Below are 19672 nucleotides of genomic sequence, written 5' to 3' on the forward strand. Positions count from 1 at the left end.
TATTCGGTGATGCCTTGTCGTCGGTCCAGACCCCACGCAGTGAGCTTGTTGGTGCGTTATATCGCGACCACCGTGGCTGGCTGTTGGCTTGGCTGCGACGCAACGTGGCGTGCCCAAGCCGTGCCGAAGACCTGAGCCAGGACACCTTCATGCGCCTGCTGGGCCGTGATGAGCTGCGCGAGCCCCGCGAACCGCGGGCGTTCCTGGTGGCTATCGCCAAGGGTTTGCTGTTCGACTACTTCCGTCGTGCAGCTTTGGAGCAGGCCTACCTCACCGAATTGATGCTGATCCCGGAAAGCGAACAGCCTTCGCCGGAAGCCCAGCAACTGATCCTCGAAGACCTCAAGGCCATCGACCGCCTGCTCGGCAAACTGTCGAGCAAGGCCCGCGCTGCGTTCCTCTATAACCGCCTCGACGGCCTGGGCCACGCTGAAATCGCCCAGCGCCTGGGCGTGTCAGTGCCCCGCGTGCGCCAATACCTGGCCCAGGGCATTCGCCAGTGCTACATCGCACTGTATGGCGAGCCGTCGTGACCGCCATCGGCTCCAAACCGGTGTCGTCGCGCGTGCTGGATGCCGCGATTGCCTGGCAACTGTCCCTCGACTCGGGCGACGGCAGCGCGGTGGAACGGGAAGAGTTCAGCAAGTGGCTGGCCAGCGATGAGGAACATGCGCGCGCCTGGCGCCAGTTGGGCATGCTCGACCAGCGTTTCAGCGTGGCCTCAGGCCCGGCCCGGGCGGCGCTGCTGCAATCGCGCCACGGCATCCGCCAGCGCGTGCGCAAACTGGGCCGGGGCCTGGCCAGTATCGTTGTGGTGTGCGGCCTGGCGCTGTTTGCCGGTGAGCGTTACGTACCTATCCACTATTGGCTGGCCGACCAACGCACCGCCACCGGTGAACAACGCACGCTGAAACTGGCGGACGGCACACGGGTCAACCTCAACACCCACAGCGCCATTGATGTGCGCTTCGACGAAACACGCCGCTTGATCGTGTTGCAGGCAGGCGAAATCCTCGTCGAAACCGGCCACGACGATTCACGCCCGTTCTACGTGCAAACCCGCGACGGCAGTCTGCGGGCGCTGGGCACCCGGTTTATCGTCAAGCGCGAAGACGATGCCACGCGCCTGAGTGTGTTGCAGTCAGCCGTGGCCGCCCAGCCCGAGGCGTTGCACCAGGAACAGGTGTTCAAGGCGGGCCAGCAGGTGCTGATGCGCAGCGACGGCCTTGGCCCGCTGCTGGCCGTCACCCCGGCCACCGATGCCTGGACCCGCGGCATGCTGGTGGTCGACAACGCCCGGCTGGGGGATGTGATCGAGGAATTGGCGCGCTATCGCACCGGCTACCTGGGTGTGGATAAGTCCGTGGCCGACCTGCGCATCACCGGCAGTTTCCCGCTGCACGACACCACGTTGGCATTGAATGCGCTGTTGCCGACCTTGCCGGTGCAGATCGAGCAGCACACGCCGTGGTGGGTGACCGTCAAGGGTAAGCCTTAGGTCCTGCAGTGCCTGGGCGATTGCTATCGCAGGCAAGCCAGCTCCCACATTTTGAACTGCGAACACCATCAACTGTGGGAGCTGGCTTGCCTGCGATGAGGCCCTCAAGCACACCTGCGAAAAAATATTTTCACCCAGCCCTATCACTTTTCGATTCTCACTCGGCACCTAGGCAATTGAGAAATATTTCCATTCAGGAGCCGCCCCTATGTCCCGCACGCTAGACACCTTGTTGCGCCCCAGCCTGTTAGCCATGGCGATCGCCCTCAGCGCCCCGCTGGCCAGCACCCCGCTGATCGCCGCAGAACAAGCCTCCAGTGTGCGCGCCTATAACCTGCCCGCTGCGCCACTGGCCACCACCCTGAACCAGATCGCCAGCCAGGCCGGCCTGGCCCTGACCCTCAACCCCGCACTCGCTGCCGGCAAGACCTCGGCGCCGGTCAAAGGCCAGTTCGATGCGCAGGGCGCGTTGCGTGAGGCCTTGCGGGGGACGGGGCTGCAGTTGGAACAAAGCAGTGCGGGCACTTACACCCTGATGCCGGTTCCGGAGGGCATCGTCGCCTTGCCGACCACCAACATCACCGGCCAAGGCAGCTATGAAAGCGCTTGGGGGCCGGTGGAGGGATATGTAGCAAAGCGCACCGCCGCCGGCACCAAAACCGATACCGCGCTGGTTGAGGCACCACGCTCGATCTCGGTAGCCACCCGCGAGCAGATGCAGGACCGTAACGTCCAGAACCTCGACGACGCGGTCAAGTACATGCCCGGCATTGTGTCCGCCAGCTACGGCAGCGACACCCGTTACGACTGGATGCGTGTGCGCGGCTTCGAGCCGACGCAATTCCTTGATGGCCTGCCATTGCCTCGCGGCGTGTATGCCAACCCTAAAGCCGAAACCTGGAACCTGGACCGCCTCGCCCTGCTGCGCGGCCCGGCTTCATCGGTTTATGGTCAAACTCCACCTGGTGGCTTGCTGGACATGGTCAGCCGCCGTCCCAGCGCCGAACAGAGCAGTGCTATCCAGGTGCAATACGGCAGTGACAACCACCGCCAGATCGATTTCGAAAGCACTGGCAAGATCGATGATGAGGGCCAGTTTCTCTACAGCGTTGGCGGCGTGGTACGTGATGCCGGAACGCAGATCGACCATATCGACAACAAGCGCTACAACATCGCGCCCAGCCTGACCTGGAACATCGACACCGATACCAAATTGACCTTGCTGTCGCAGTTCACCCGTGACGATACCGGGGCGACCAGCCAGTTCCTGCCGATAGTCGGCACCAAGATCAAGTCGCCACTGGGTGACGTTTCGCATCATAAAAACCTGGGCGATCCGGACTACGAGTTCTACGACCGTACCTATTACGCACTCGGCTACGCATTCGAGCACCGCTTCAACGATACCTGGCAGTTCAAACAGAATCTGCGTTACACCAAATCAGAATTGTCGTTCCAACAATTGACCGTGGGCGCCTTTGGCTGGGCACCGGTCGACGCCGAAGGCAATATGGACCGTTCTTCGACCAACGTGGACGAGAACATCGGACAATTGGCGGTAGATAACAACTTTCAGGCCGACTTCTCCACCGGCGACGTCACCCACACCCTTCTACTCGGGCTTGACCACCAGCGTACCGATACCTCGTACTTGTCGATTTACGGGCAGGCCGGACGAGTCAACATCTTCAACCCGGTCAACACCACGCCAGTTGAACGCCCCGCACGCTCCGGCGCTTTCTACGACTACAACCAGAAAACCGTCCAGACCGGCCTCTACGTCCAGGACCAGATGGCTCTTGATAACTGGCGCTTGACCCTGGGTGGCCGTGAAGACTGGGTGCACCAAGGCACTACGTACCTCAACAAAAACGACGCGACCAATACTGACCGCAGCAAGAATTTCAGCGGGAACGCGGCACTGAGCTATGTGTTCGACTCGGGCTTCGTACCGTATATCTCCTACGCCGAATCTTTCCAGCCGGCGAGCAACGCCAGTGCCTCTCCTACAGAGTCCTATAAGCCCACCGAAGGCAAGCAGTGGGAATTGGGGATCAAGTACCAACCGCCGGGTTCGAACACGCTACTGAGTGCCGCGCTGTATGACCTGACCCAGAAGAACGTTCTGGTCAGCAGCTTCCAGTCCGGTGGTGTGTCTGTCACCGACCAGACCGGCGAAGTGAAAGTCAAAGGCCTGGAGCTGGAAGCCGTATCTGACGTGACCGAAAACCTCAAAGTGATCGCCGCCTACACGTTGGCCAAATCCGAAGTGCAAAAAGGCGAGTTCAAAGGCAACCGCCTGCAACTGATGCCTAACCAGCAAGCGTCCTTGTGGACCGACTACACCTGGCACACCGGCGCGCTCGACGGTTTCGGTATCGGCTTCGGCGCCCGCTACACCGGCAACACCTACGGCGACCAGGCCAATACCTGGGCCGGCAAGGCCAACGCCTACACCGTGTTCGACGGGGCGGTGCACTACGACCTCGGCCGCCTGGACAACAGTCTCAAGGGCGCGTCGGTGAAAGTGAACGCGACCAACCTGTTCAACAAGGACTACATTTCCACCTGTGATGGCTCCTATTGCTACTTCGGCGACCAACGCAGCGTCGTCGCCAGCGCCACCTACCAGTGGTAATCAGCTGAGTTAACAGCCAGGCCGCCCCACCGGGCGGCTTTGGTGCATCTGAAGGCTAGACAATGAAAAGCAAAACCATCCGCCGCTGGTCCTTCATCCACACCTGGACCAGCCTGATCTGCACCGTATTCCTGCTGCTGCTCGCCCTCACCGGCCTGCCGTTGGTGTTTCACCACGAAATCGACCACCTGCTGGGCAACGAGCCCGAACTGGCGCAGATGCCTGCCGATACGCCCCGGCTCAACCTCGAGCAGCTTGTAGCCAAAGCCCAGGCCCATCGCCCCGGCGAGGCCATGCAGTACCTGGCCTGGGACGAAGACGACAACAACGGCGTGATCGCGATCATGGCGGCCACCGCCGGCACGGAGCCGAACTCGTCGCACACCTTCATGCTCGATGCCCGCACTGGCGAAACCGTCGAAATGCCGTCTGCCAATGGGGGCTTCACCCTGTTCCTGCTGCGCCTGCATGTGGATATGTTTGCCGGGCTGCCGGGCAAGTTGTTGCTGGCGTTCATGGGCCTTCTGTTTGTGCTGGCGATTATCTCGGGCACGGTGTTGTACCTGCCGTTCATGCGCCGCTTGAAGTTCGCCACCGTGCGCCAGGACAAGTCCACTCGCCTGCGCTGGCTCGACCTGCACAACCTGATCGGCGTGGTCACTTTGACCTGGGCGCTGGTGGTGGGGGTAACCGGCGTGATCAGCGCCTGCGCCGACCTGATCATCGCCGCCTGGCGCCAGGACAGCCTCAGCGCCATGATCGAACCCTACAAGAGCGCCCCGCCGCTGACCCAGCGCGCACCCGCCACCGAGCTGTTGAGCATTGCCGCCAAGGCCGCACCGGGTATGGAGCCAGACTTTATCGCCTTCCCCGGCACGCGCTTTTCCAGCGAACATCACTACGCTGTGTTCATGAAAGGCAGCACGCACCTGACCTCCCACTTGCTGACACCGGTCCTGATCGACGCCAGTACCCTGGCCGTCACCGCCATCGCCGAACGGCCTTGGTACATGGACGCCATGGGCATGTCCCAACCCCTGCATTTTGGTGATTACGGCGGCATGCCGATGAAGGTCCTGTGGGCGGTGCTGGATGTGTTGACCATCATCGTGCTGGTGAGCGGCATTTACTTATGGATCGTGCGGCGCAAGGCGGCCAAGGTATGAAGCCGCGGCAGTCGAATTTCTGGAAGGTGTTTGCCCTACCGCTGGGGATTGGCCTGCTCAGTGCTGCCGGGTTGTTTGCGGCGCTGCTGGGGGATGGGTGGTGGGATTCTTTGAGTTGGGTCGGGTTGGGCATACCCGCGGCCATTGCCGTCTACAAACTGCTGTAGGAGCGAGCTTGCTCGCGAAAAACCCGAGAGCACCGCGTTAAACCAAGCGAGCTGCGTTATCGTTGGCGTTATTCGCGAGCAAGCTCGCTCCTACAGAGGAATGCCCATGTCCGCGCCCAGCATGACCTTGTTCCACAACCCGGCGTCACCCTTCGTGCGCAAAGTCCGCGTGCTGCTGATCGAGACCGGCCAACAGGACCGCGTGGCCCTGCACGCTTGCATGCCCACGCCCATCACCCCGGACGCCGATGTGGTGCAAGGCAACCCCACCGGCAAAATCCCGGCCCTGCGCCTGGCCGACGGTTCGGTACTGCACGACAGCCGGGTGATCCTCGATTACTTCGACCACCAGCATGTCGGCAACCCGCTGATCCCCCGCGACGGCTCGGCCCGCTGGCGGCGCCTGACCCTGGCGTCGATGGCTGACGGCATCATGGATGCCGCCGTGCTGGTGCGTTACGAAACCGCCATGCGCCCGCCAGAAAAACACTGGGCGCCCTGGCTGGAAGAACAGCGCAACAAGATCCGCCGCGCCCTCACCGAACTGGAGCGGGACGCCATTGCCGAACTGGCCAGCCACTTCGACATCGCCGCCATCAGCGTGGCGTGTGCACTGGGCTATATCGACTTTCGCCACCCGGATCTGCAATGGCGCTCGGACACTCCCAAGCTCGCCGCCTGGTACGCCGAGGTCAGCCAGCGGCCTTCGATGCAGCAGACTCAGCCGCCTCTGTAGGAGCGAGCTTGCTCGCGAAAATCGTCAACGATAACGCGGGTCGTCTGGTTAAATGCGGTGTTCTTGCGTTCTTCGCGAGCAAGCTCGCTCCTACAGTGGAAGGTGGCGTTGGTGAGGAAGTTGACCATCTTGGCTTTCATTTGCTGGTCTTCGCGCAGTCCGATCATTGCCCTTGCTCCACCTTGCGTTTACCCACCCCATACCAATCCAGCTTGCGTGTCAGCACCATCACCGTGCCCAGCAAGCCAAACAGCAACAGCGAGCCCATCAACAGCGCGTAATCCTCGGCACTGAGCAACCCGTACAGCAAGCCATACAGCGCCGCCAGCCCAGCCGAAAACCCCAGGCCGTGGGCAACGCTGCGCAGCACATGGCACACGTAGAAGCCGATCAACAGCACACAGGCGCTGGCAGATATCAGGTAGGCCAGGGCAAAGCCCAGATGCTCGGACAACGACAACAGCAGCAGGTAGAAGAACGCCAGTGCGACGCCCACTAAAGCGTACTGGATCGGGTGCACCGCCAGACTCTTGAGCACCTCGAAGAGGAAGAAGCCGGCAAAGGTCAGGGCGATAAACAACAGCGCATATTTAATCGCCCGGTCGCTCTTGAGGTACTGGTCTACCGGGTCGATGAAGTTAACGCCAAAGCTGCGGTTGCTGAAGTTTTCACAGCCTTGCCCGTCCAGGCAGTTCTGCAGGGCTTGTTCCAGGTTGGTGGAGAAGAATGTCGTTTGCCAATTGGCGCTGAAACCCTGGTCGGTGACGTCACGTTGAGCCGGCAGGAAGTTGCCGATAAAGCTCGGGTGCGGCCAGTTGGACGCCAGTGACACCTGGCTGGTCTTGCCCACGGGCACCACTTGCAGTTGCTCGGTGCCTTGCAGGCGCAGGTCGAAGGCGAACTCCACCACGGCGGGTTTCTTGCTGTCCTGCTCGGGCAGCGTCACATGCACGCCCTCGCCCAGCCAGTCGACTTGAGAGCCTGGCGAGAACTCCAGCCGCTGCTCGCCCAGTTCCAGCTTCAGCGCGTTTTCAATGCCGCGAATATCACTGATGCCCACCGCCAGAAACGCCGGCTCAAAGCGATAATCGGCAAAGTCTTCGGTGATCCCCAACTGCGCAGGCAACTCGAAACGCCCGCTGATACGGTTGTCGGCATGGAACAACCGTGCCTGGTAGATACCCCGCGAGCGCAGTTCGGTTTGCACCTTGCCGTCGAGCTCAAAACGGTCCGGCAGGAAATACAGACGGCCGCGTTCTTCACGGGTTTCTTCGTAGCGTTTGTTGAGCTTCTCATTGAGCTTCCACTCACGCACGGTCTTGCGATACGGCACCACCATCACCGGCCCGGTGAGGCGCTGGGCAAAGCTTGAACTGCGGGCAATGTCCATCAACACGCCGTCGCGCAATTGCTGACGGTCGCTGATGATGCCGTTGATCATCAGCAACGGAATGAGCAACAGCAGGATCAGCAGCGCAATCGCGCCCAATTTGAAAAGCAGGTTGCGGTTCATGGGTCTCTCCCTGTTTTGATGGGGAGAGTCTGCCCAGCCGGTATGAGGGATTTATGTGGGCAATGTGGAGACTGTGTGGAGATGCAGCACCGCTCGCACGCCGCCGGGTACGTTGCCGATCTGCAACGAGCCGCCGTGCAGCTTCATCACCTCCTCGACAAAGTTGAGCCCCAGGCCCGTACTTTTGCGCCCGCTGGCCGGGCGCGGCAGCGAGTAGAAGCGCTCGCTCAGGCGCGGCAAGGCGTAGTCGGGAATTGCCTGCGCCTGGTTGAACAGGCTGACCTGCACCTCGTGATGCTGCACCTGGGCGCTGAACCTCAGCGTGCCGCCCGGCGGGGTGAAATCCAGGGCATTGTCCAACAGGTTGCCCAGGGCCTGGCGCAGCAGGAAGGGTTCGCCAACCACCTTCACATCAGCGGCGATGGCCTGCTCGACGTGCAAGCCGGCGCCTTCGATCCGCGCACATTGAGCCTTGAGCACATCCTCAACCAGCGCGGCCAAAGGAATGCTCGACTGCTCCTCCAGACCCTGGCGCTGCTCCACCTGGGCCAGGTTCAACAGGCGTTCGATCAACTGTTGCAGGCGCGCGCTTTCGCTGTCGATATTGCCGACAAAACGCTGCTGCTGCTCGCGGCTCATGTCACCCTGCAACAGCTCCGCCGCTCCGCGAATCGCCGCCAATGGGCTTTTCAATTCATGGGTCAGCGTGTGCACGTAGCGCTCTACGTAAGCCTTGCCTTCCAGCTGCGTGCGCATGTGTTCCACGGCGGTGGACAACTGCTTGAGCTCGCCGCCGCGGTAATGCGGCAACTCGGCGCGGTGGCCCTCGCTCACGGCTTCGGCATAGGCGGTAAGGCGCCTGAGCGCCGCCGTCAGCCACCACGACAATAGCGCGCCCAGCAGCAGCCCCAGGGTGACCAGCCCGGCGCCGTACCACAACAGGCGCCGCTCAGTGCGATCCACGTAGGGCTGCAACGAGCTGTTGGGCTTGGCCACCGTGACCACACCGATGATCTGGCCGTTATCGCGAATCGGCGCCCCCACGTGCATCACCGATGAGGTGGCATCGTCCGCGTCACTGCGGGTGGAGCGCGCACCGTATTCGCCACGCAGGGTCAGGTACACGTCGTTCCATTTCGAATAGTCCTGGCCCACCGCTTCACCGCTGGAGTCGAGCAATACCCTGCCCTTGGCGTCGGTCACGTAGATGCGATGGTTGACCTGGTTCTTCGGCAGCCCCCAGATCACCGCACCCGGTTGACGGTTGCCATAAGCCTTGAGCAGCGCAGGCCAATGACTCTGGCCGAGGGTGCCGTTCTTCACGTCCTCGCGCAGGATCTCGGCCAACAGGTTGGCGGTGTCCACCAATGTTTCTTCGGTGGACTGGCGCACGCCGGGGCGGATTTCCTTCATCACGGTGTTGAGCACGAAGTAGCCGGTCAGGCCGATAAACAGTGCATACACCAGAAAAATCCGCAGCCCCAGGCGCATCAGCTGTGGCTCGGGCTGTAGCTATAACCGAGGCCACGATGGGTCTGGATCGGCTCGGCGTCCGCCGCCACACTCCGAAGCTTGCTGCGCAGGCTTTTGATATGGCTGTCGATATTGCGCTCGTAACCGGCATCGGCAGGTACGCCCACCGCGTCCAGCAGTTGCTCGCGGCTGAACACACGCTCGGGTTGCTCCAGCAGGCTTTGCAGCAAGCGGAACTCATGGCGCGTGAGGCTCAAGGGTTGGCCGCGATAGAGAATCTGCATGCGTTCCAGGTCTACCTGGAACAGCGTCGGCGCCACACCCGGGCCGACCCGCTTGAGAATCGCCCGGACCCGCGCCGCCACTTCCCGCGGGCTGAAAGGCTTGACCACGTAATCATCGGCGCCGATCTCCAGCCCCACCACCCGGTCGATCTCGGCATCCCGGGCACTGAGGAACATCACCGGCACTTCGCTGAAGCGGCGCAATTGCTTGCAGGTTTCAAAGCCGGTGATGTCCGGCAGGCCGATATCGAGGATAACCAGGTCCGCCGGGGTCTGGCGCTGATGCTCCAGCGCCGCCTGGCCGAGCGTCAGCCAGGTGGTGGTGAAGCCTTCGCCTTGCAGGGCAAAAATCAGCGTGTCGGCTATCGCCGCTTCGTCTTCGACAATCAGGATGTGCGGCATGGGCTCAATCAGCAGTCCGGTTTGTCGGCAGTGTAACGACGCGCCGGGTTTACCGCAGCACCAAACTCACGCAGGGCCTTGGCGCCGATCAGCAGTGGGTAGTTGAAACTGCTGCGGTCAGTAAGGTTGACCTCAACGGTGCGTTTGACGTCACCCAGGCACATTTCCAGGTCGATCACCGGGCGCTTGGCCACGCTGGCTTCGTCCTTGTCATCATCTTCGTCGGCGCGGCTCTTGATCTTGCTGATGCGCGACACCTTGTGCTCATACACCTTGTTACCGGCGTCCTCACCGCCGAGGCGGAAGCGTACCCAATCATCGCCGTCGCGCTGAAAGGTTTCGATGTCACGCGCCGACAGCGAGGCGGTCAGCGCGCCGGTGTCCATCTTGGCCTTGAAGGTCTGGCCGATCTCCGGCAACTGGATGTATTCGTAGCGACCGTAAAGGGTCGGCTCGGCCGCCATGACAGGTACGGCAACCAGGGCAAACGCGGCAAGGAGTAATTTCACGGCAGGATTTCCTCGAAAGAAGTGGGCGGAGTCTAGACCGCAAACACAGCACTTAGTTGGATGACCGAGCATATCGCGCGCAGTGTGAAACATTCGTGCGCGATTTTGCGATTTGGCCTCTAGACTCACCTTGCTTATCATGGCCCGCCCACAGAATTCCAAGAGTTGCTTATGCGCCGCCTGCTCACCGGCTGTCTGGTTACACTGCTGCTGTTACTCAACACGCTGATCCTGATCGGCCCCTTGATGGTCTTCGCCCTGCTCAAGCTGGTGGCGCCAGGGCGCTCGCGTGACTATGCCTCATGGGCGGTGATGTGGATCGCCGAGACCTGGGCCGAGATCGACAAGCTGATCTTCGCCGCGTGCATCCCCACCCAATGGGATATTCGCGGTGGCGAGGACCTGCGCGGCGATACCTCTTACCTGGTGATCAGCAACCACCAATCCTGGGTCGATATTCCCGCGCTGATCCAGGCATTGAACCGGCGCACGCCGTTCTTCAAGTTCTTCCTGAAAAAAGAACTGATCTGGGTGCCCTTTCTCGGCCTGGCCTGGTGGGCGTTGGATTACCCCTTCATGAAACGCTACACCAAGGCGTTCCTGGCCAAGCACCCGGAGCTGGCGGGGCAGGATTTGAAGATCACCAAAGAGGCCTGCGAGCTGTTCAAGCGCCAGCCGGTCACGGTGGTCAATTACCTGGAGGGCACGCGGTTCAACGAGGCCAAGCGCACGCAACAGGCTTCACCGTATAACCGGTTGCTCAAGCCCAAGGCGGGCGGCGTGGCCTTTGTGCTGGCGGCGATGGGCGAACAGTTGGACGCGATCCTCGACGTGACCGTGGTGTACCCGCAGCAAAAGATTCCGGGCTTCTGGGACTTGATCAGCGGCGCGGTGCCGAAGGTGATCGTGGATATCCGTACCCGCGAACTGGACCCGGCGCTGTGGCAAGGGGATTACGAGAATGATCCGGCGTTTCGCCAGACAGTCCAGAACTGGGTCAACCAGCTCTGGATGGAAAAGGATGCGCGCATCGAACAACTGCGCGAGGAGCCTCTTTAGCTGCCGGTGCCCCAAGCCTGAGCCAATTTGCCCAGTACGGAGCTGTTGGCACCCTCGCCGCCCAGGTATTGCAAAATCACCGGGGCAAACTGGCCGACCATGCCGCTGTCCATGCCCAGGGCGCTGAAGGCGGTGTTCAAGTCATTGGTGCTTTTCACGTTACCCAGCAGGCCGTCCAGGCCGCTGGTCTTGCTGCCGCCGGTTTGGCCGAGCATCCCGCTCAAGGCACCGAGGCTGCCCAATGCGTTATTACCCGATAACTTGTCCAGCCCCGGCACAGTGCTACTCAACTGCGAGAAGTCGTTGCCACTGAGTTTGTTCTTGGCCAGACCCAGCATGGCACCCGTGCCGCCCACCGCTTGCTCGGGGGTGATGTTCAGTTGCGAGGTCAGGGCCGTCAGCAGGTCGGCCGTTTCCGACGTAGGCGCGGCGGCAGCGGCCTTGTTGTTGCCACCCTGCATGCCGGAAATGGCGTTGGCTGCATCGCCAAGGCTGAAACCTGCGGCGAACACCGGGCCGGCGGCCACGGTCAACAGGCAGGACAGGGCAAAACCGCGTGAAATCTTCATCGAAACAACCTCTGGGTATAGGGGTAAACGCAGGCGTTGGACTGGGTAACCCGTCGGTTGTTCCGGAGCCCCTCAGGAACCCATCGGGGATAAGCGGGTCCATGAACTGACTACAAAATTTGTCGAGAAGAGACTTATGACTGCGATCCAACCCCCAGTGATTGAGCACAAGCCTGCGTTCTGGAGCCGCCCTCGCCTGTTCATCGGCGCCTGCGTGGTGGTGGTTGCCGGTATCGGCGGCGCGCTCTACACCCAGGACAGCGTCAAATCCGCGGCAACGTTGGTGACCACGACCCAGCAGCCAGCAGCACAGATCATGGCCCATAAGGATTACCTGGAAGTAGAACCGATTGCCTCCACGGCGCCAGCACCGGACCAAAGCCTTGAACTCTGGGCGATTCCCAAAGACGGCACACCGGTATCCCTTGGCCTGTTGCCCGAGGATGGCAAAGGCATCATTGGCCTGAACCCCCGCCAGCAGGAGACCATCAAACAACCGGTGGAGTTGATGGTAAGTTCTGAAACCAAAGGTGGTTCAGTGAGTAAGCAGCCAACCGGCCCGACGGTGTATCAAGGGGCACTGGCAATGCGTTAACCCTCACAGCATGTGATATGAGCGGTCAGTGGCCGGCATTTTTTTAAAGCCCCTGCTGCCGCTCACAATGAAACACACGGAATATACCTCCTCCTTCTTATTCCTTATCGATATGAATAACTGTCAGTTCTCACAGTATCCCTCGCTTATCACGCTTAATAACATCTAGTTCCACACCACGTTTCAAGGAACGGAAAAATGGATAAGACGTTAATTGTAGGGTTGATGGCGGCCTGTTTATTAGCTGGCAATGCTTATGCTGCTGACATAGATAAATGCCCCAAAGTCAAAAACATAGAGTCAACGCCCACGAAGCAAGAGTATTTTGTGGGTAAGGAAAAGAAATTCGAAGACGGTTTCAAATACACGTCATCTAATACTGAAGGCTCCTGGACAGGAGAAACTGCTGGAACAACGGATGACTACCTGGCGGACAAGTACGAACTTGCACCTGAGTCCTACGAGGTAGTTAATGGCGTAACTCGGTGCAACTACGGCGGAAAAACCATTGTTGAAAATGGCCAAACCGCCGTTCCAAATTTGAGGCTGAATCTACAAAAATAAGAAAGGGCGACCCACGGGTCGCCCTTTTTCATTTGCCCAACGCGCTACGCCGCACTGAACAACTTATGCGGATCAATCACAAACTTCTTCGGCACACCCGCATCGAACTCGCCATACCCGCGGGGGGCGTCATCGAGGCTGATCACCTGCACGCCGACGATTTCGGCGATGTTGATACGGTCCCACATGATCGCCTGCATCAGTTGGCGGTTGTACTTCATCACCGGCGTCTGCCCGGTGTGGAAGCTGTGGGATTTGGCCCAGCCCAGGCCAAAGCGAATGCTCAGGCTGCCCATTTTCGCGGCGGCATCGACAGCACCTGGGTCTTCGGTCACATACAGGCCTGGGATACCGATCTTGCCCGCCACGCGCACCACGCCCATCAGCGAGTTGAGCACCGTGGCCGGGGCTTCGGCCTTGACGCCATCGTGGCCGTGGCCGCGTGCTTCAAAGCCTACGCAGTCAACGGCGCAATCCACTTCCGGCTCGCCGAGCAACGCGGCAATCTGTTCGTGCAGAGGGGTATCGGTGGACAGGTCGACCACTTCAAAACCCTGGGCCTTGGCGTGGGCCAGGCGGATTGAATTGACGTCGCCGATGATCACCACCGCTGCACCCAGCAGGCGTGCCGATGCCGCCGCCGCCAGACCGACCGGACCGGCACCAGCGATATACACGGTGCTGCCTGGGCCAACACCGGCCGTGACGGCGCCATGATAGCCGGTGGGCAGGATGTCGGAGAGGCAGGTCAGGTCACGGATTTTCTCCATGGCCTTGTCGCGGTCCGGCAGTTTCAGCAGGTTGAAGTCGGCATACGGCACCAGCACGTACTCGGCCTGGCCGCCGGTCCAGTCGCCCATGTCCACGTAGCCGTAGGCACCACCGGCCCGGGCCGGGTTGACGGTCAGGCAGACGCCGGTGTGTTGTTCCTTGCAGGAGCGGCAGCGGCCGCACGCCACGTTGAAGGGCACGGACACCAGGTCACCGATTTTCAGGTTCTCAACGTCGCTGCCCTTCTCGATCACTTCACCGGTGATTTCATGACCCAGCACCAGGCCGGTCTGGGCCGTGGTGCGGCCGCGCACCATGTGTTGGTCGGAGCCGCAGATGTTGGTGGAGACCACGCGCAGGATGACGCCGTGCTCAATCTTCCTGCCACGGGGGTCCTGCATTTTGGGATAGTCGATTTTCTGTACTTCGACCTTGCCGTTGCCGAGATACACGACACCACGATTACCAGACATGCTTTCACCTCGCTGTTGTTTTTATGGAACTGCGTTGCCCTTGGGGCCGCGCGTTAAGTGCTCGGATTACAGATGCTGTTTCTTGTGTTGCTTGTAAGGGCCTCATCGCAGGCAAGCCAGCTCCCACAGTGGATCGGGTTCACACATTCAAGCGTGTGGGAGCTGGCTTGCCTGCGATAGCGATCTAAAGAACGACAGTGCGATTGGCATTCAAGAACACCCGCCGCTCAATGTGATACCCCACCGCCCGCGCCAATGTGAGCCCTTCGATATCCCGCCCCTTGGCAATCAAGTCTTCGGGATAGTGGCTGTGATCCACCACTTCCACGCCTTGGGCGATGATCGGCCCTTCATCCAGATCGTTGTTGATGTAATGCGCCGTGGCGCCCACCAGTTTCACGCCCTTGTTGTACGCCTGGTGATACGGCTTGGCGCCCTTGAAGCCCGGCAGCAACGAGTGATGAATGTTGATGGCCTTGCCGTCCAGCTTGCGGCACAGCTCCGGTGACAGCACTTGCATGTAGCGCGCAAGAATCACCAATTCGGCGCCGGTGTCTTCAATCACCTGCCATACCTGACGCTCCTGGGACGGTTTGTCGTTGGGGTCCAGGGGGAAATGGTAGTAGGGAATCTGGTGCCAGTCGGCCAACGGTTTCAGATCAGGGTGGTTGGACACCACCGCGACCACATCCATCGACAACTGGCCGATGCGCTGGCGATACAGCAGGTCGTTCAGGCAGTGATCGGCCTTGGAGACCATGATCACCACTTTGGGCCGATAGTTCGGCGCCGTCAGTTCGAAGATCATGCCAAAGGCTTCACCACGGGTGGCCAAGCCATCGCGGAACGCCTGCTCGTCAAAGCCGTCAGGCTGACGGAACTCAACACGAATGAAAAACCGACCCGAGAGGCGGTCATCAAACGAATGGTGCTCGGTGACGTAGCAGCCCTGTTCAAACAGGTAGCGGGTGACCGCGTCCACCGTGCCGAGCACGCTGGGGCAGTCGGCGGTCAAAATCCATGTATCGGGTGCGCGGCTCATAGGTCACTCCTCAGGCTGATCGTTCCCACGCTTTGCGTGGGAATGCCGCCATGGACGCTCTGCGTCCGCTTTTGGGACGCAGAGCGTCCCGGTATGCATTCCCACGCGGAGCGTGGGAATGATCATCATGCGACAACATTCAGGCCGAATTCGGCCGAGGCATCCTGCAACCACAACCACCAGTAATCCGAGAAGCTGCGACGGATCAGCAGTTCCCAGGTGTCCTCGCTGGTATGACGGATCACCAGTTGCGACTTGGCGAACACCGTACCCACGGCCTTGCCGACCGGGAAGTTGTTGGGGTGCACGTCGTAGCTGGTGGACTTCATCAGCACATCGCGCACATTCGGGCCGCTCAGTTCGAGAATCTGCTGGCCGCCGCTGACGTTGACGATCTGGATATGCAGGTCGCCCAGGGCAGCGCGCAGGTTTTGCTCGGCGGCAAATTCTTCACCGCTCGGCACGATCAACAGCCACTCATCCGGGCCGAGCCACTGCAGGCTGGTTTCACCCTTGAAGACCACGCTCAGGGGGCCGGGCAGTTCAATGCCGACGGCCTTGTGTACGCCAGCGGCGAAGGCGGCGTCATGGCCATCGCCACGGATGGTCAGGTGGCCGAGGAGTTTCTTTTCACGCACGGTCACGCCGGCATTCTTGCGGCCCTTGCCCACCAGGCTGGCGAGGTCGGCATGGTGCAGCGACGACTCGGCCTTGGCACCGGTGGTGGGGCGTTGTTGGTAAACATTGGCTGCTGTCATAAAGCACCTGTTCTGAATTCTGTTGATCGTTCCCACGCTCTGCGTGGGGATGCCGCCATGGACGCTCAGCGTCCGCTCTTGGGGCGCAGAGCGCCCCGGAATGCATTCCCACGCGGAGCGTGGGAACGATCAGGTGTCAGATGTTCTGGCGATCGCCTTTCGGGTCAAAGAACACCGATGAAACAATCTCGGCCTCGATCACGCTGCCATCCGCTTGCGGCGAGAACACCCGCTCGCCGATGCGCTTCAAGCCGCCCTTCACCACACCCATGGCAAACGAATAGCCCAGGGAGTTATGTGCATAACTTGAGGTAACGTGACCCACCATCTTCATCGGGATCCTCTGCTTCGGATCGAACACCAACTGCGCGCCTTCCGGCAGCCACACGTTCGGATCAATCGGCTTGAGCCCCACCAATTGCTTGCGCTCTTCGCGCACGCAGTCTTCACGGTTCATCCCACGCCAGCCGATCCACGAGAACGGTTTGGTACGGCCAACGCACCAGCCCATGTTCAGGTCATCCGGGGTCATCGAGCCGTCGGTGTCTTGCCCGACGATGATGAAGCCCTTCTCGGCGCGCAGTACGTGCATGGTCTCGGTGCCGTACGGGGTCAGGTTGTACTTTTTGCCGGCCTCGACGATTTTTTCCAGCACGCCCATGGCGTAGTCGGCCTGCACGTTGACTTCGTACGACAGCTCACCGGTAAACGAGATACGGAACACCCGCGCCGGCACGCCGCCCACCAGGCCTTCTTTCCAGGTCATGAACGGGAAGCCGTCCTTGTCCAGGTCGATGTCGGTGACTTCCGCCAGCAGCTTACGGCTGTTGGGGCCCGACAGGGTCATGGTTGCCCAATGGTCGGTGACCGAGGTGAAGTACACCTTGAGGTCCGGCCATTCGGTCTGCTGGTAGATTTCCAGCCACTGCAACACGCGGGCGGCGCCGCCAGTGGTGGTGGTCATCAGGAAGTGGTTGTCGGCCAGACAGGCAGTCACGCCGTCGTCGAAGACCATGCCATCTTCCTTGCACATCAGGCCGTAGCGCGCCTTGCCCACGTCGAGCTTGGTCCAGGCGTTGCTGTAGATACGGTTGAGGAACTCGCGGGCATCCGGGCCTTGAATGTCGATCTTGCCGAGGGTGGACGCGTCCAGCAGGCCGACGCTGTCACGCACCGCCAGGCATTCGCGCTTCACTGCGGCGTGCAGATCTTCACCGTTACGCGGGAAATACCACGGGCGTTTCCACTGGCCGACGTCTTCAAACTCGGCGCCGTTCTTCACGTGCCAGGCTTGCAGAGCGGTGTAGCGCACCGGTTCGAAAATGTGCCCACAGTGACGGCCCGCTACGGCGCCGAATGTCACCGGCGTGTAGTTGGGACGGAACATGGTGGTGCCCATCTGCGGGATGGTCACGTTCAGCGAACGGGCGGCGATGGCCAGGCCGTTGACGTTACCCAGCTTGCCCTGGTCGGTGCCAAAGCCCAACGCGGTGTAGCGCTTGACGTGCTCCACCGACTCGAAACCTTCGCGAGTGGCCAGTTCGATGGCGGCGGCGGTCACGTCGTTTTGCAGGTCGACAAATTGCTTTGGCGCCCGTGCAGTGGCTTTTTCGTGGGGCACCTGGAACAGCGCCAGGGTTGGTTCTTCAAGACGGCTCAAGGCTTTTGGCAGCGTGCCTTCAACCGGGGCAAAACCGGCTTCGCTGGCCGCACGCACGCCACCTTCAAAGCCATCGGCGAGGGAATCGCCAAGGCCGTAGACACCGTTGATGCCGCCCACGCACACGCGTTTTTGTGGAGCTTCGCCCGGTACAAAACCGAGGATATCTTCACGCCAGGTCGGCTTGCCGCCCAGGTGCGAGGCCAGGTGCACCACCGGGCTGTAACCGCCGGAGCTGGCGACCAGGTCACAGTCCAGCCACTCGCCGGGGCTGGTGACTTTATGCGCCTTGACGTCGATGGCCGCCACGCGGGCACCGGTCACGTGCTTGCTGCCACGGGCTTCGATCACGGCGCTGCCGGTGAGGATGCGAATGCCTTTGGCACGGGCTTCTTCAACCAGTGCCCCGCGTGGGTTGTGACGCGCATCGGCCACCGCGACAACGGTGAGGCCCGCATCGAACCAGTCCAGCGCTACGCGATAGGCATGGTCGTTGTTGGTCGACAGTAGCAGCTTTTTACCCGGTGCCACGCCGTAGCGACGCACGTAGGTAGACACCGCACCCGCGAGCATATTGCCCGGCACATCGTTGTTGCCGTACACCAGCGGACGCTCGCACGCACCGGTAGCCAGCACCACACGCTTGGCACGTACGCGGTGGATACGCTGACGCACCACGCCAATCGGCGCACGGTCACCCAGGTGGTCGGTCAGGCGTTCGTGAATGGTCAGGAAATTATGGTCGTGGTAGCCGTTGACGGTGGCGCGGGGCAGCAGCACCACGTCCGGCAGGGCTTTCAATTCGGCAATGACGCTGGCGACCCATTCAGTGGCGGGCTTGCCGTCGAGGCTTTCACGGGAATCGAGCAGCGAGCCACCAAATTCCTCTTGCTCGTCGGCGATGATCACACGGGCACCGCTGCGCGCCGCCGCCAGTGCCGCTGCCAGGCCGGATGGGCCTGCACCGACCACCAGCACATCGCAATGACGGTTGAAGTTGTCGTAGGTGTCCGGATCGTTCTCGGTGGGCGAACGGCCAAGGCCCGCCGCCTTGCGGATGTACTTCTCGTAGGTCATCCAGAACGATTGCGGGTACATGAAGGTTTTGTAGTAGAAGCCCGGCGGCATCAGCTTGCCGCCGACCTTGCCGAGAATGCCCATCATGTCGTTGTTCACGCTCGGCCAGCCGTTGGTGCTGGTGGCGACCAAGCCCTGGTACAGCGCCTGTTGGGTGGCGCGCACGTTGGGGATCTGCGTGGCTTCGGTGGCGCCGATCTGCAGCACCGCGTTCGGCTCTTCGGCGCCTGCGGCAAAGATGCCCCGTGGGCGCGAGTACTTGAAGCTGCGGCCAATGATATCGACGCCGTTGGCCAGCAGGGCTGCGGCCAGGGTGTCGCCTTCAAAGCCTTTGTAGCTCTGACCGTTGAACGTAAACGTCAGGACTTTATTACGGTCGATGCGGCCACCGTTGGACAGGCGATTGATCTGGCTCATACCTTCTCTCCAGAGGCCTTGGCGGTGAACTGAGGCTTCTCACCGATCTTGTAGGTTTCAAGAATTTCGTAGGTCACAGTGTCGCGGGTGGCGTTGAAATACTGGCGGCAACCGGCGGCATGGATCCACAGTTCGTGGTGCAGCCCGCGTGGGTTATCGCGAAAGAACATGTAGTCGCCCCACTGCTCGTCGGTGCAGGCATTCGGGTCCAGCGGGCGCGGGATGTGCGCTTGGCCGGACGCGTGGAATTCCTCTTCGGAGCGCAGTTCGCCACAGTGAGGACAGAAGATATGCAACATAG

The 19672-nt window shown here is 61.0% G+C and carries 20 protein-coding genes; 9 read left to right on the top strand and 11 right to left on the bottom strand.

The window, feature by feature from the left end; genetic code table 11:
* Positions 1-14 precede the first annotated feature (14 nt).
* The 6 genes from PSH76_RS27810 to PSH76_RS27835 all read left to right on the top strand — a co-directional run bounded on the left by PSH76_RS27810 (position 15) and on the right by PSH76_RS27835 (position 6205).
* Complete coding sequence (locus PSH76_RS27810; protein WP_003194824.1) at positions 15-533, top strand: RNA polymerase sigma factor; 519 nt, start codon at positions 15-17, stop codon at positions 531-533.
* A complete protein-coding gene (locus PSH76_RS27815; protein ID WP_305493265.1) occupies positions 530-1498 on the top strand; it encodes a FecR domain-containing protein in 969 nt (322 codons plus the stop codon). Before PSH76_RS27810 ends, PSH76_RS27815 begins: the two co-directional genes overlap by 4 nt.
* Positions 1499-1706: 208 nt before the next feature.
* On the top strand, positions 1707-4136 hold the full coding sequence (locus PSH76_RS27820) for a TonB-dependent siderophore receptor (RefSeq protein WP_305493266.1): 2430 nt from the start codon (positions 1707-1709) through the stop codon (positions 4134-4136).
* A 62-nt stretch (positions 4137-4198) separates the two neighbouring features.
* Complete coding sequence (locus PSH76_RS27825; RefSeq protein WP_032894975.1) at positions 4199-5302, top strand: PepSY domain-containing protein; 1104 nt, start codon at positions 4199-4201, stop codon at positions 5300-5302.
* The gene (locus PSH76_RS27830; protein ID WP_138762863.1) at positions 5299-5469 is read left to right on the top strand and encodes a DUF4175 domain-containing protein; all 171 of its coding nucleotides are present in this window, start codon (positions 5299-5301) and stop codon (positions 5467-5469) included. Before PSH76_RS27825 ends, PSH76_RS27830 begins: the two co-directional genes overlap by 4 nt.
* A gap of 106 nt (positions 5470-5575) precedes the next feature.
* A complete protein-coding gene (locus PSH76_RS27835; protein ID WP_032894974.1) occupies positions 5576-6205 on the top strand; it encodes a glutathione S-transferase family protein in 630 nt (209 codons plus the stop codon).
* Here the strand turns inward: PSH76_RS27835 and PSH76_RS30855 are convergent.
* From PSH76_RS30855 to PSH76_RS27860, 5 genes are read right to left on the bottom strand one after another with little or no spacing between them, the layout of a single operon-like run.
* Complete coding sequence (locus tag PSH76_RS30855) at positions 6190-6372, bottom strand: hypothetical protein (protein WP_032894972.1); 183 nt, start codon at positions 6370-6372, stop codon at positions 6190-6192. The genes PSH76_RS27835 and PSH76_RS30855 overlap by 16 nt on opposite strands.
* A complete protein-coding gene (gene creD / locus PSH76_RS27845) occupies positions 6369-7718 on the bottom strand; it encodes a cell envelope integrity protein CreD (RefSeq protein ID WP_098950170.1) in 1350 nt (449 codons plus the stop codon). Before creD ends, PSH76_RS30855 begins: the two co-directional genes overlap by 4 nt.
* Positions 7719-7769: 51 nt before the next feature.
* Positions 7770-9209 (bottom strand): two-component system sensor histidine kinase CreC, encoded by a 1440-nt coding sequence (creC, locus tag PSH76_RS27850; RefSeq protein ID WP_098950169.1) that lies wholly within the window; start codon positions 9207-9209, stop codon positions 7770-7772.
* Positions 9209-9877, bottom strand: a complete 669-nt coding sequence (creB, locus tag PSH76_RS27855) for a two-component system response regulator CreB (protein ID WP_034133934.1) — start codon at positions 9875-9877, stop codon at positions 9209-9211. Before creB ends, creC begins: the two co-directional genes overlap by 1 nt.
* 8 nt (positions 9878-9885) lie before the next feature.
* The gene (locus tag PSH76_RS27860; RefSeq protein ID WP_014720226.1) at positions 9886-10386 is read right to left on the bottom strand and encodes an ATP-dependent zinc protease; all 501 of its coding nucleotides are present in this window, start codon (positions 10384-10386) and stop codon (positions 9886-9888) included.
* Positions 10387-10557: 171 nt separating this feature from the next.
* Here PSH76_RS27860 and PSH76_RS27865 point away from each other — a divergent pair, with 171 nt between their 5' ends.
* The gene (locus PSH76_RS27865) at positions 10558-11445 is read left to right on the top strand and encodes an acyltransferase (RefSeq protein WP_032894964.1); all 888 of its coding nucleotides are present in this window, start codon (positions 10558-10560) and stop codon (positions 11443-11445) included.
* Here PSH76_RS27865 and PSH76_RS27870 read toward each other — a convergent pair.
* A complete protein-coding gene (locus tag PSH76_RS27870) occupies positions 11442-12014 on the bottom strand; it encodes a DUF2780 domain-containing protein (RefSeq protein ID WP_098950167.1) in 573 nt (190 codons plus the stop codon). The genes PSH76_RS27865 and PSH76_RS27870 overlap by 4 nt on opposite strands.
* 136 nt (positions 12015-12150) lie before the next feature.
* Here PSH76_RS27870 and PSH76_RS27875 point away from each other — a divergent pair, with 136 nt between their 5' ends.
* On the top strand, positions 12151-12609 hold the full coding sequence (locus tag PSH76_RS27875; protein ID WP_032894959.1) for an anti-sigma factor domain-containing protein: 459 nt from the start codon (positions 12151-12153) through the stop codon (positions 12607-12609).
* Between the two features lie 198 nt (positions 12610-12807).
* The gene (locus PSH76_RS27880) at positions 12808-13173 is read left to right on the top strand and encodes a hypothetical protein (protein WP_305493267.1); all 366 of its coding nucleotides are present in this window, start codon (positions 12808-12810) and stop codon (positions 13171-13173) included.
* A gap of 44 nt (positions 13174-13217) precedes the next feature.
* Here PSH76_RS27880 and fdhA read toward each other — a convergent pair whose 3' ends face one another.
* The 5 genes from fdhA to PSH76_RS27905 all read right to left on the bottom strand — a co-directional run bounded on the left by fdhA (position 13218) and on the right by PSH76_RS27905 (position 19670).
* Complete coding sequence (gene fdhA, locus PSH76_RS27885; protein WP_014720230.1) at positions 13218-14417, bottom strand: formaldehyde dehydrogenase, glutathione-independent; 1200 nt, start codon at positions 14415-14417, stop codon at positions 13218-13220.
* A gap of 184 nt (positions 14418-14601) precedes the next feature.
* Positions 14602-15459 (bottom strand): formyltetrahydrofolate deformylase, encoded by an 858-nt coding sequence (gene purU / locus PSH76_RS27890; protein ID WP_060766722.1) that lies wholly within the window; start codon positions 15457-15459, stop codon positions 14602-14604.
* 125 nt (positions 15460-15584) lie between these two features.
* Complete coding sequence (locus PSH76_RS27895; protein ID WP_032894956.1) at positions 15585-16217, bottom strand: sarcosine oxidase subunit gamma; 633 nt, start codon at positions 16215-16217, stop codon at positions 15585-15587.
* A 136-nt stretch (positions 16218-16353) separates the two neighbouring features.
* On the bottom strand, positions 16354-19371 hold the full coding sequence (locus tag PSH76_RS27900; protein WP_305493268.1) for a sarcosine oxidase subunit alpha: 3018 nt from the start codon (positions 19369-19371) through the stop codon (positions 16354-16356).
* On the bottom strand, positions 19368-19670 hold the full coding sequence (locus tag PSH76_RS27905; protein ID WP_003194855.1) for a sarcosine oxidase subunit delta: 303 nt from the start codon (positions 19668-19670) through the stop codon (positions 19368-19370). The genes PSH76_RS27900 and PSH76_RS27905 overlap by 4 nt, the downstream gene beginning before the upstream one ends.
* Positions 19671-19672 lie beyond the last annotated feature (2 nt).

Origin of the sequence: Pseudomonas sp. FP215 (genome assembly GCF_030687795.1) — a bacterium.
Lineage (GTDB): Bacteria > Pseudomonadota > Gammaproteobacteria > Pseudomonadales > Pseudomonadaceae > Aquipseudomonas > Aquipseudomonas salmasensis.

Coding starts and splice junctions, on each gene's coding strand:
- PSH76_RS27905 (WP_003194855.1), bottom strand. CDS start 19,670: ATGTTGCATATCTTCTGTCCTCACTGTGGCGAACTGCGCTCCGAAGAG.
- PSH76_RS27900 (WP_305493268.1), bottom strand. CDS start 19,371: ATGAGCCAGATCAATCGCCTGTCCAACGGTGGCCGCATCGACCGTAAT.
- PSH76_RS27830 (WP_138762863.1), top strand. CDS start 5,299: ATGAAGCCGCGGCAGTCGAATTTCTGGAAGGTGTTTGCCCTACCGCTG.
- creB (WP_034133934.1), bottom strand. CDS start 9,877: ATGCCGCACATCCTGATTGTCGAAGACGAAGCGGCGATAGCCGACACG.
- PSH76_RS27880 (WP_305493267.1), top strand. CDS start 12,808: ATGGATAAGACGTTAATTGTAGGGTTGATGGCGGCCTGTTTATTAGCT.
- PSH76_RS27865 (WP_032894964.1), top strand. CDS start 10,558: ATGCGCCGCCTGCTCACCGGCTGTCTGGTTACACTGCTGCTGTTACTC.
- PSH76_RS27870 (WP_098950167.1), bottom strand. CDS start 12,014: ATGAAGATTTCACGCGGTTTTGCCCTGTCCTGCCTGTTGACCGTGGCC.
- creD (WP_098950170.1), bottom strand. CDS start 7,718: ATGAACCGCAACCTGCTTTTCAAATTGGGCGCGATTGCGCTGCTGATC.
- PSH76_RS30855 (WP_032894972.1), bottom strand. CDS start 6,372: ATGATCGGACTGCGCGAAGACCAGCAAATGAAAGCCAAGATGGTCAAC.
- PSH76_RS27875 (WP_032894959.1), top strand. CDS start 12,151: ATGACTGCGATCCAACCCCCAGTGATTGAGCACAAGCCTGCGTTCTGG.
- PSH76_RS27825 (WP_032894975.1), top strand. CDS start 4,199: ATGAAAAGCAAAACCATCCGCCGCTGGTCCTTCATCCACACCTGGACC.
- fdhA (WP_014720230.1), bottom strand. CDS start 14,417: ATGTCTGGTAATCGTGGTGTCGTGTATCTCGGCAACGGCAAGGTCGAA.
- PSH76_RS27820 (WP_305493266.1), top strand. CDS start 1,707: ATGTCCCGCACGCTAGACACCTTGTTGCGCCCCAGCCTGTTAGCCATG.
- PSH76_RS27835 (WP_032894974.1), top strand. CDS start 5,576: ATGTCCGCGCCCAGCATGACCTTGTTCCACAACCCGGCGTCACCCTTC.
- PSH76_RS27895 (WP_032894956.1), bottom strand. CDS start 16,217: ATGACAGCAGCCAATGTTTACCAACAACGCCCCACCACCGGTGCCAAG.
- creC (WP_098950169.1), bottom strand. CDS start 9,209: ATGCGCCTGGGGCTGCGGATTTTTCTGGTGTATGCACTGTTTATCGGC.
- purU (WP_060766722.1), bottom strand. CDS start 15,459: ATGAGCCGCGCACCCGATACATGGATTTTGACCGCCGACTGCCCCAGC.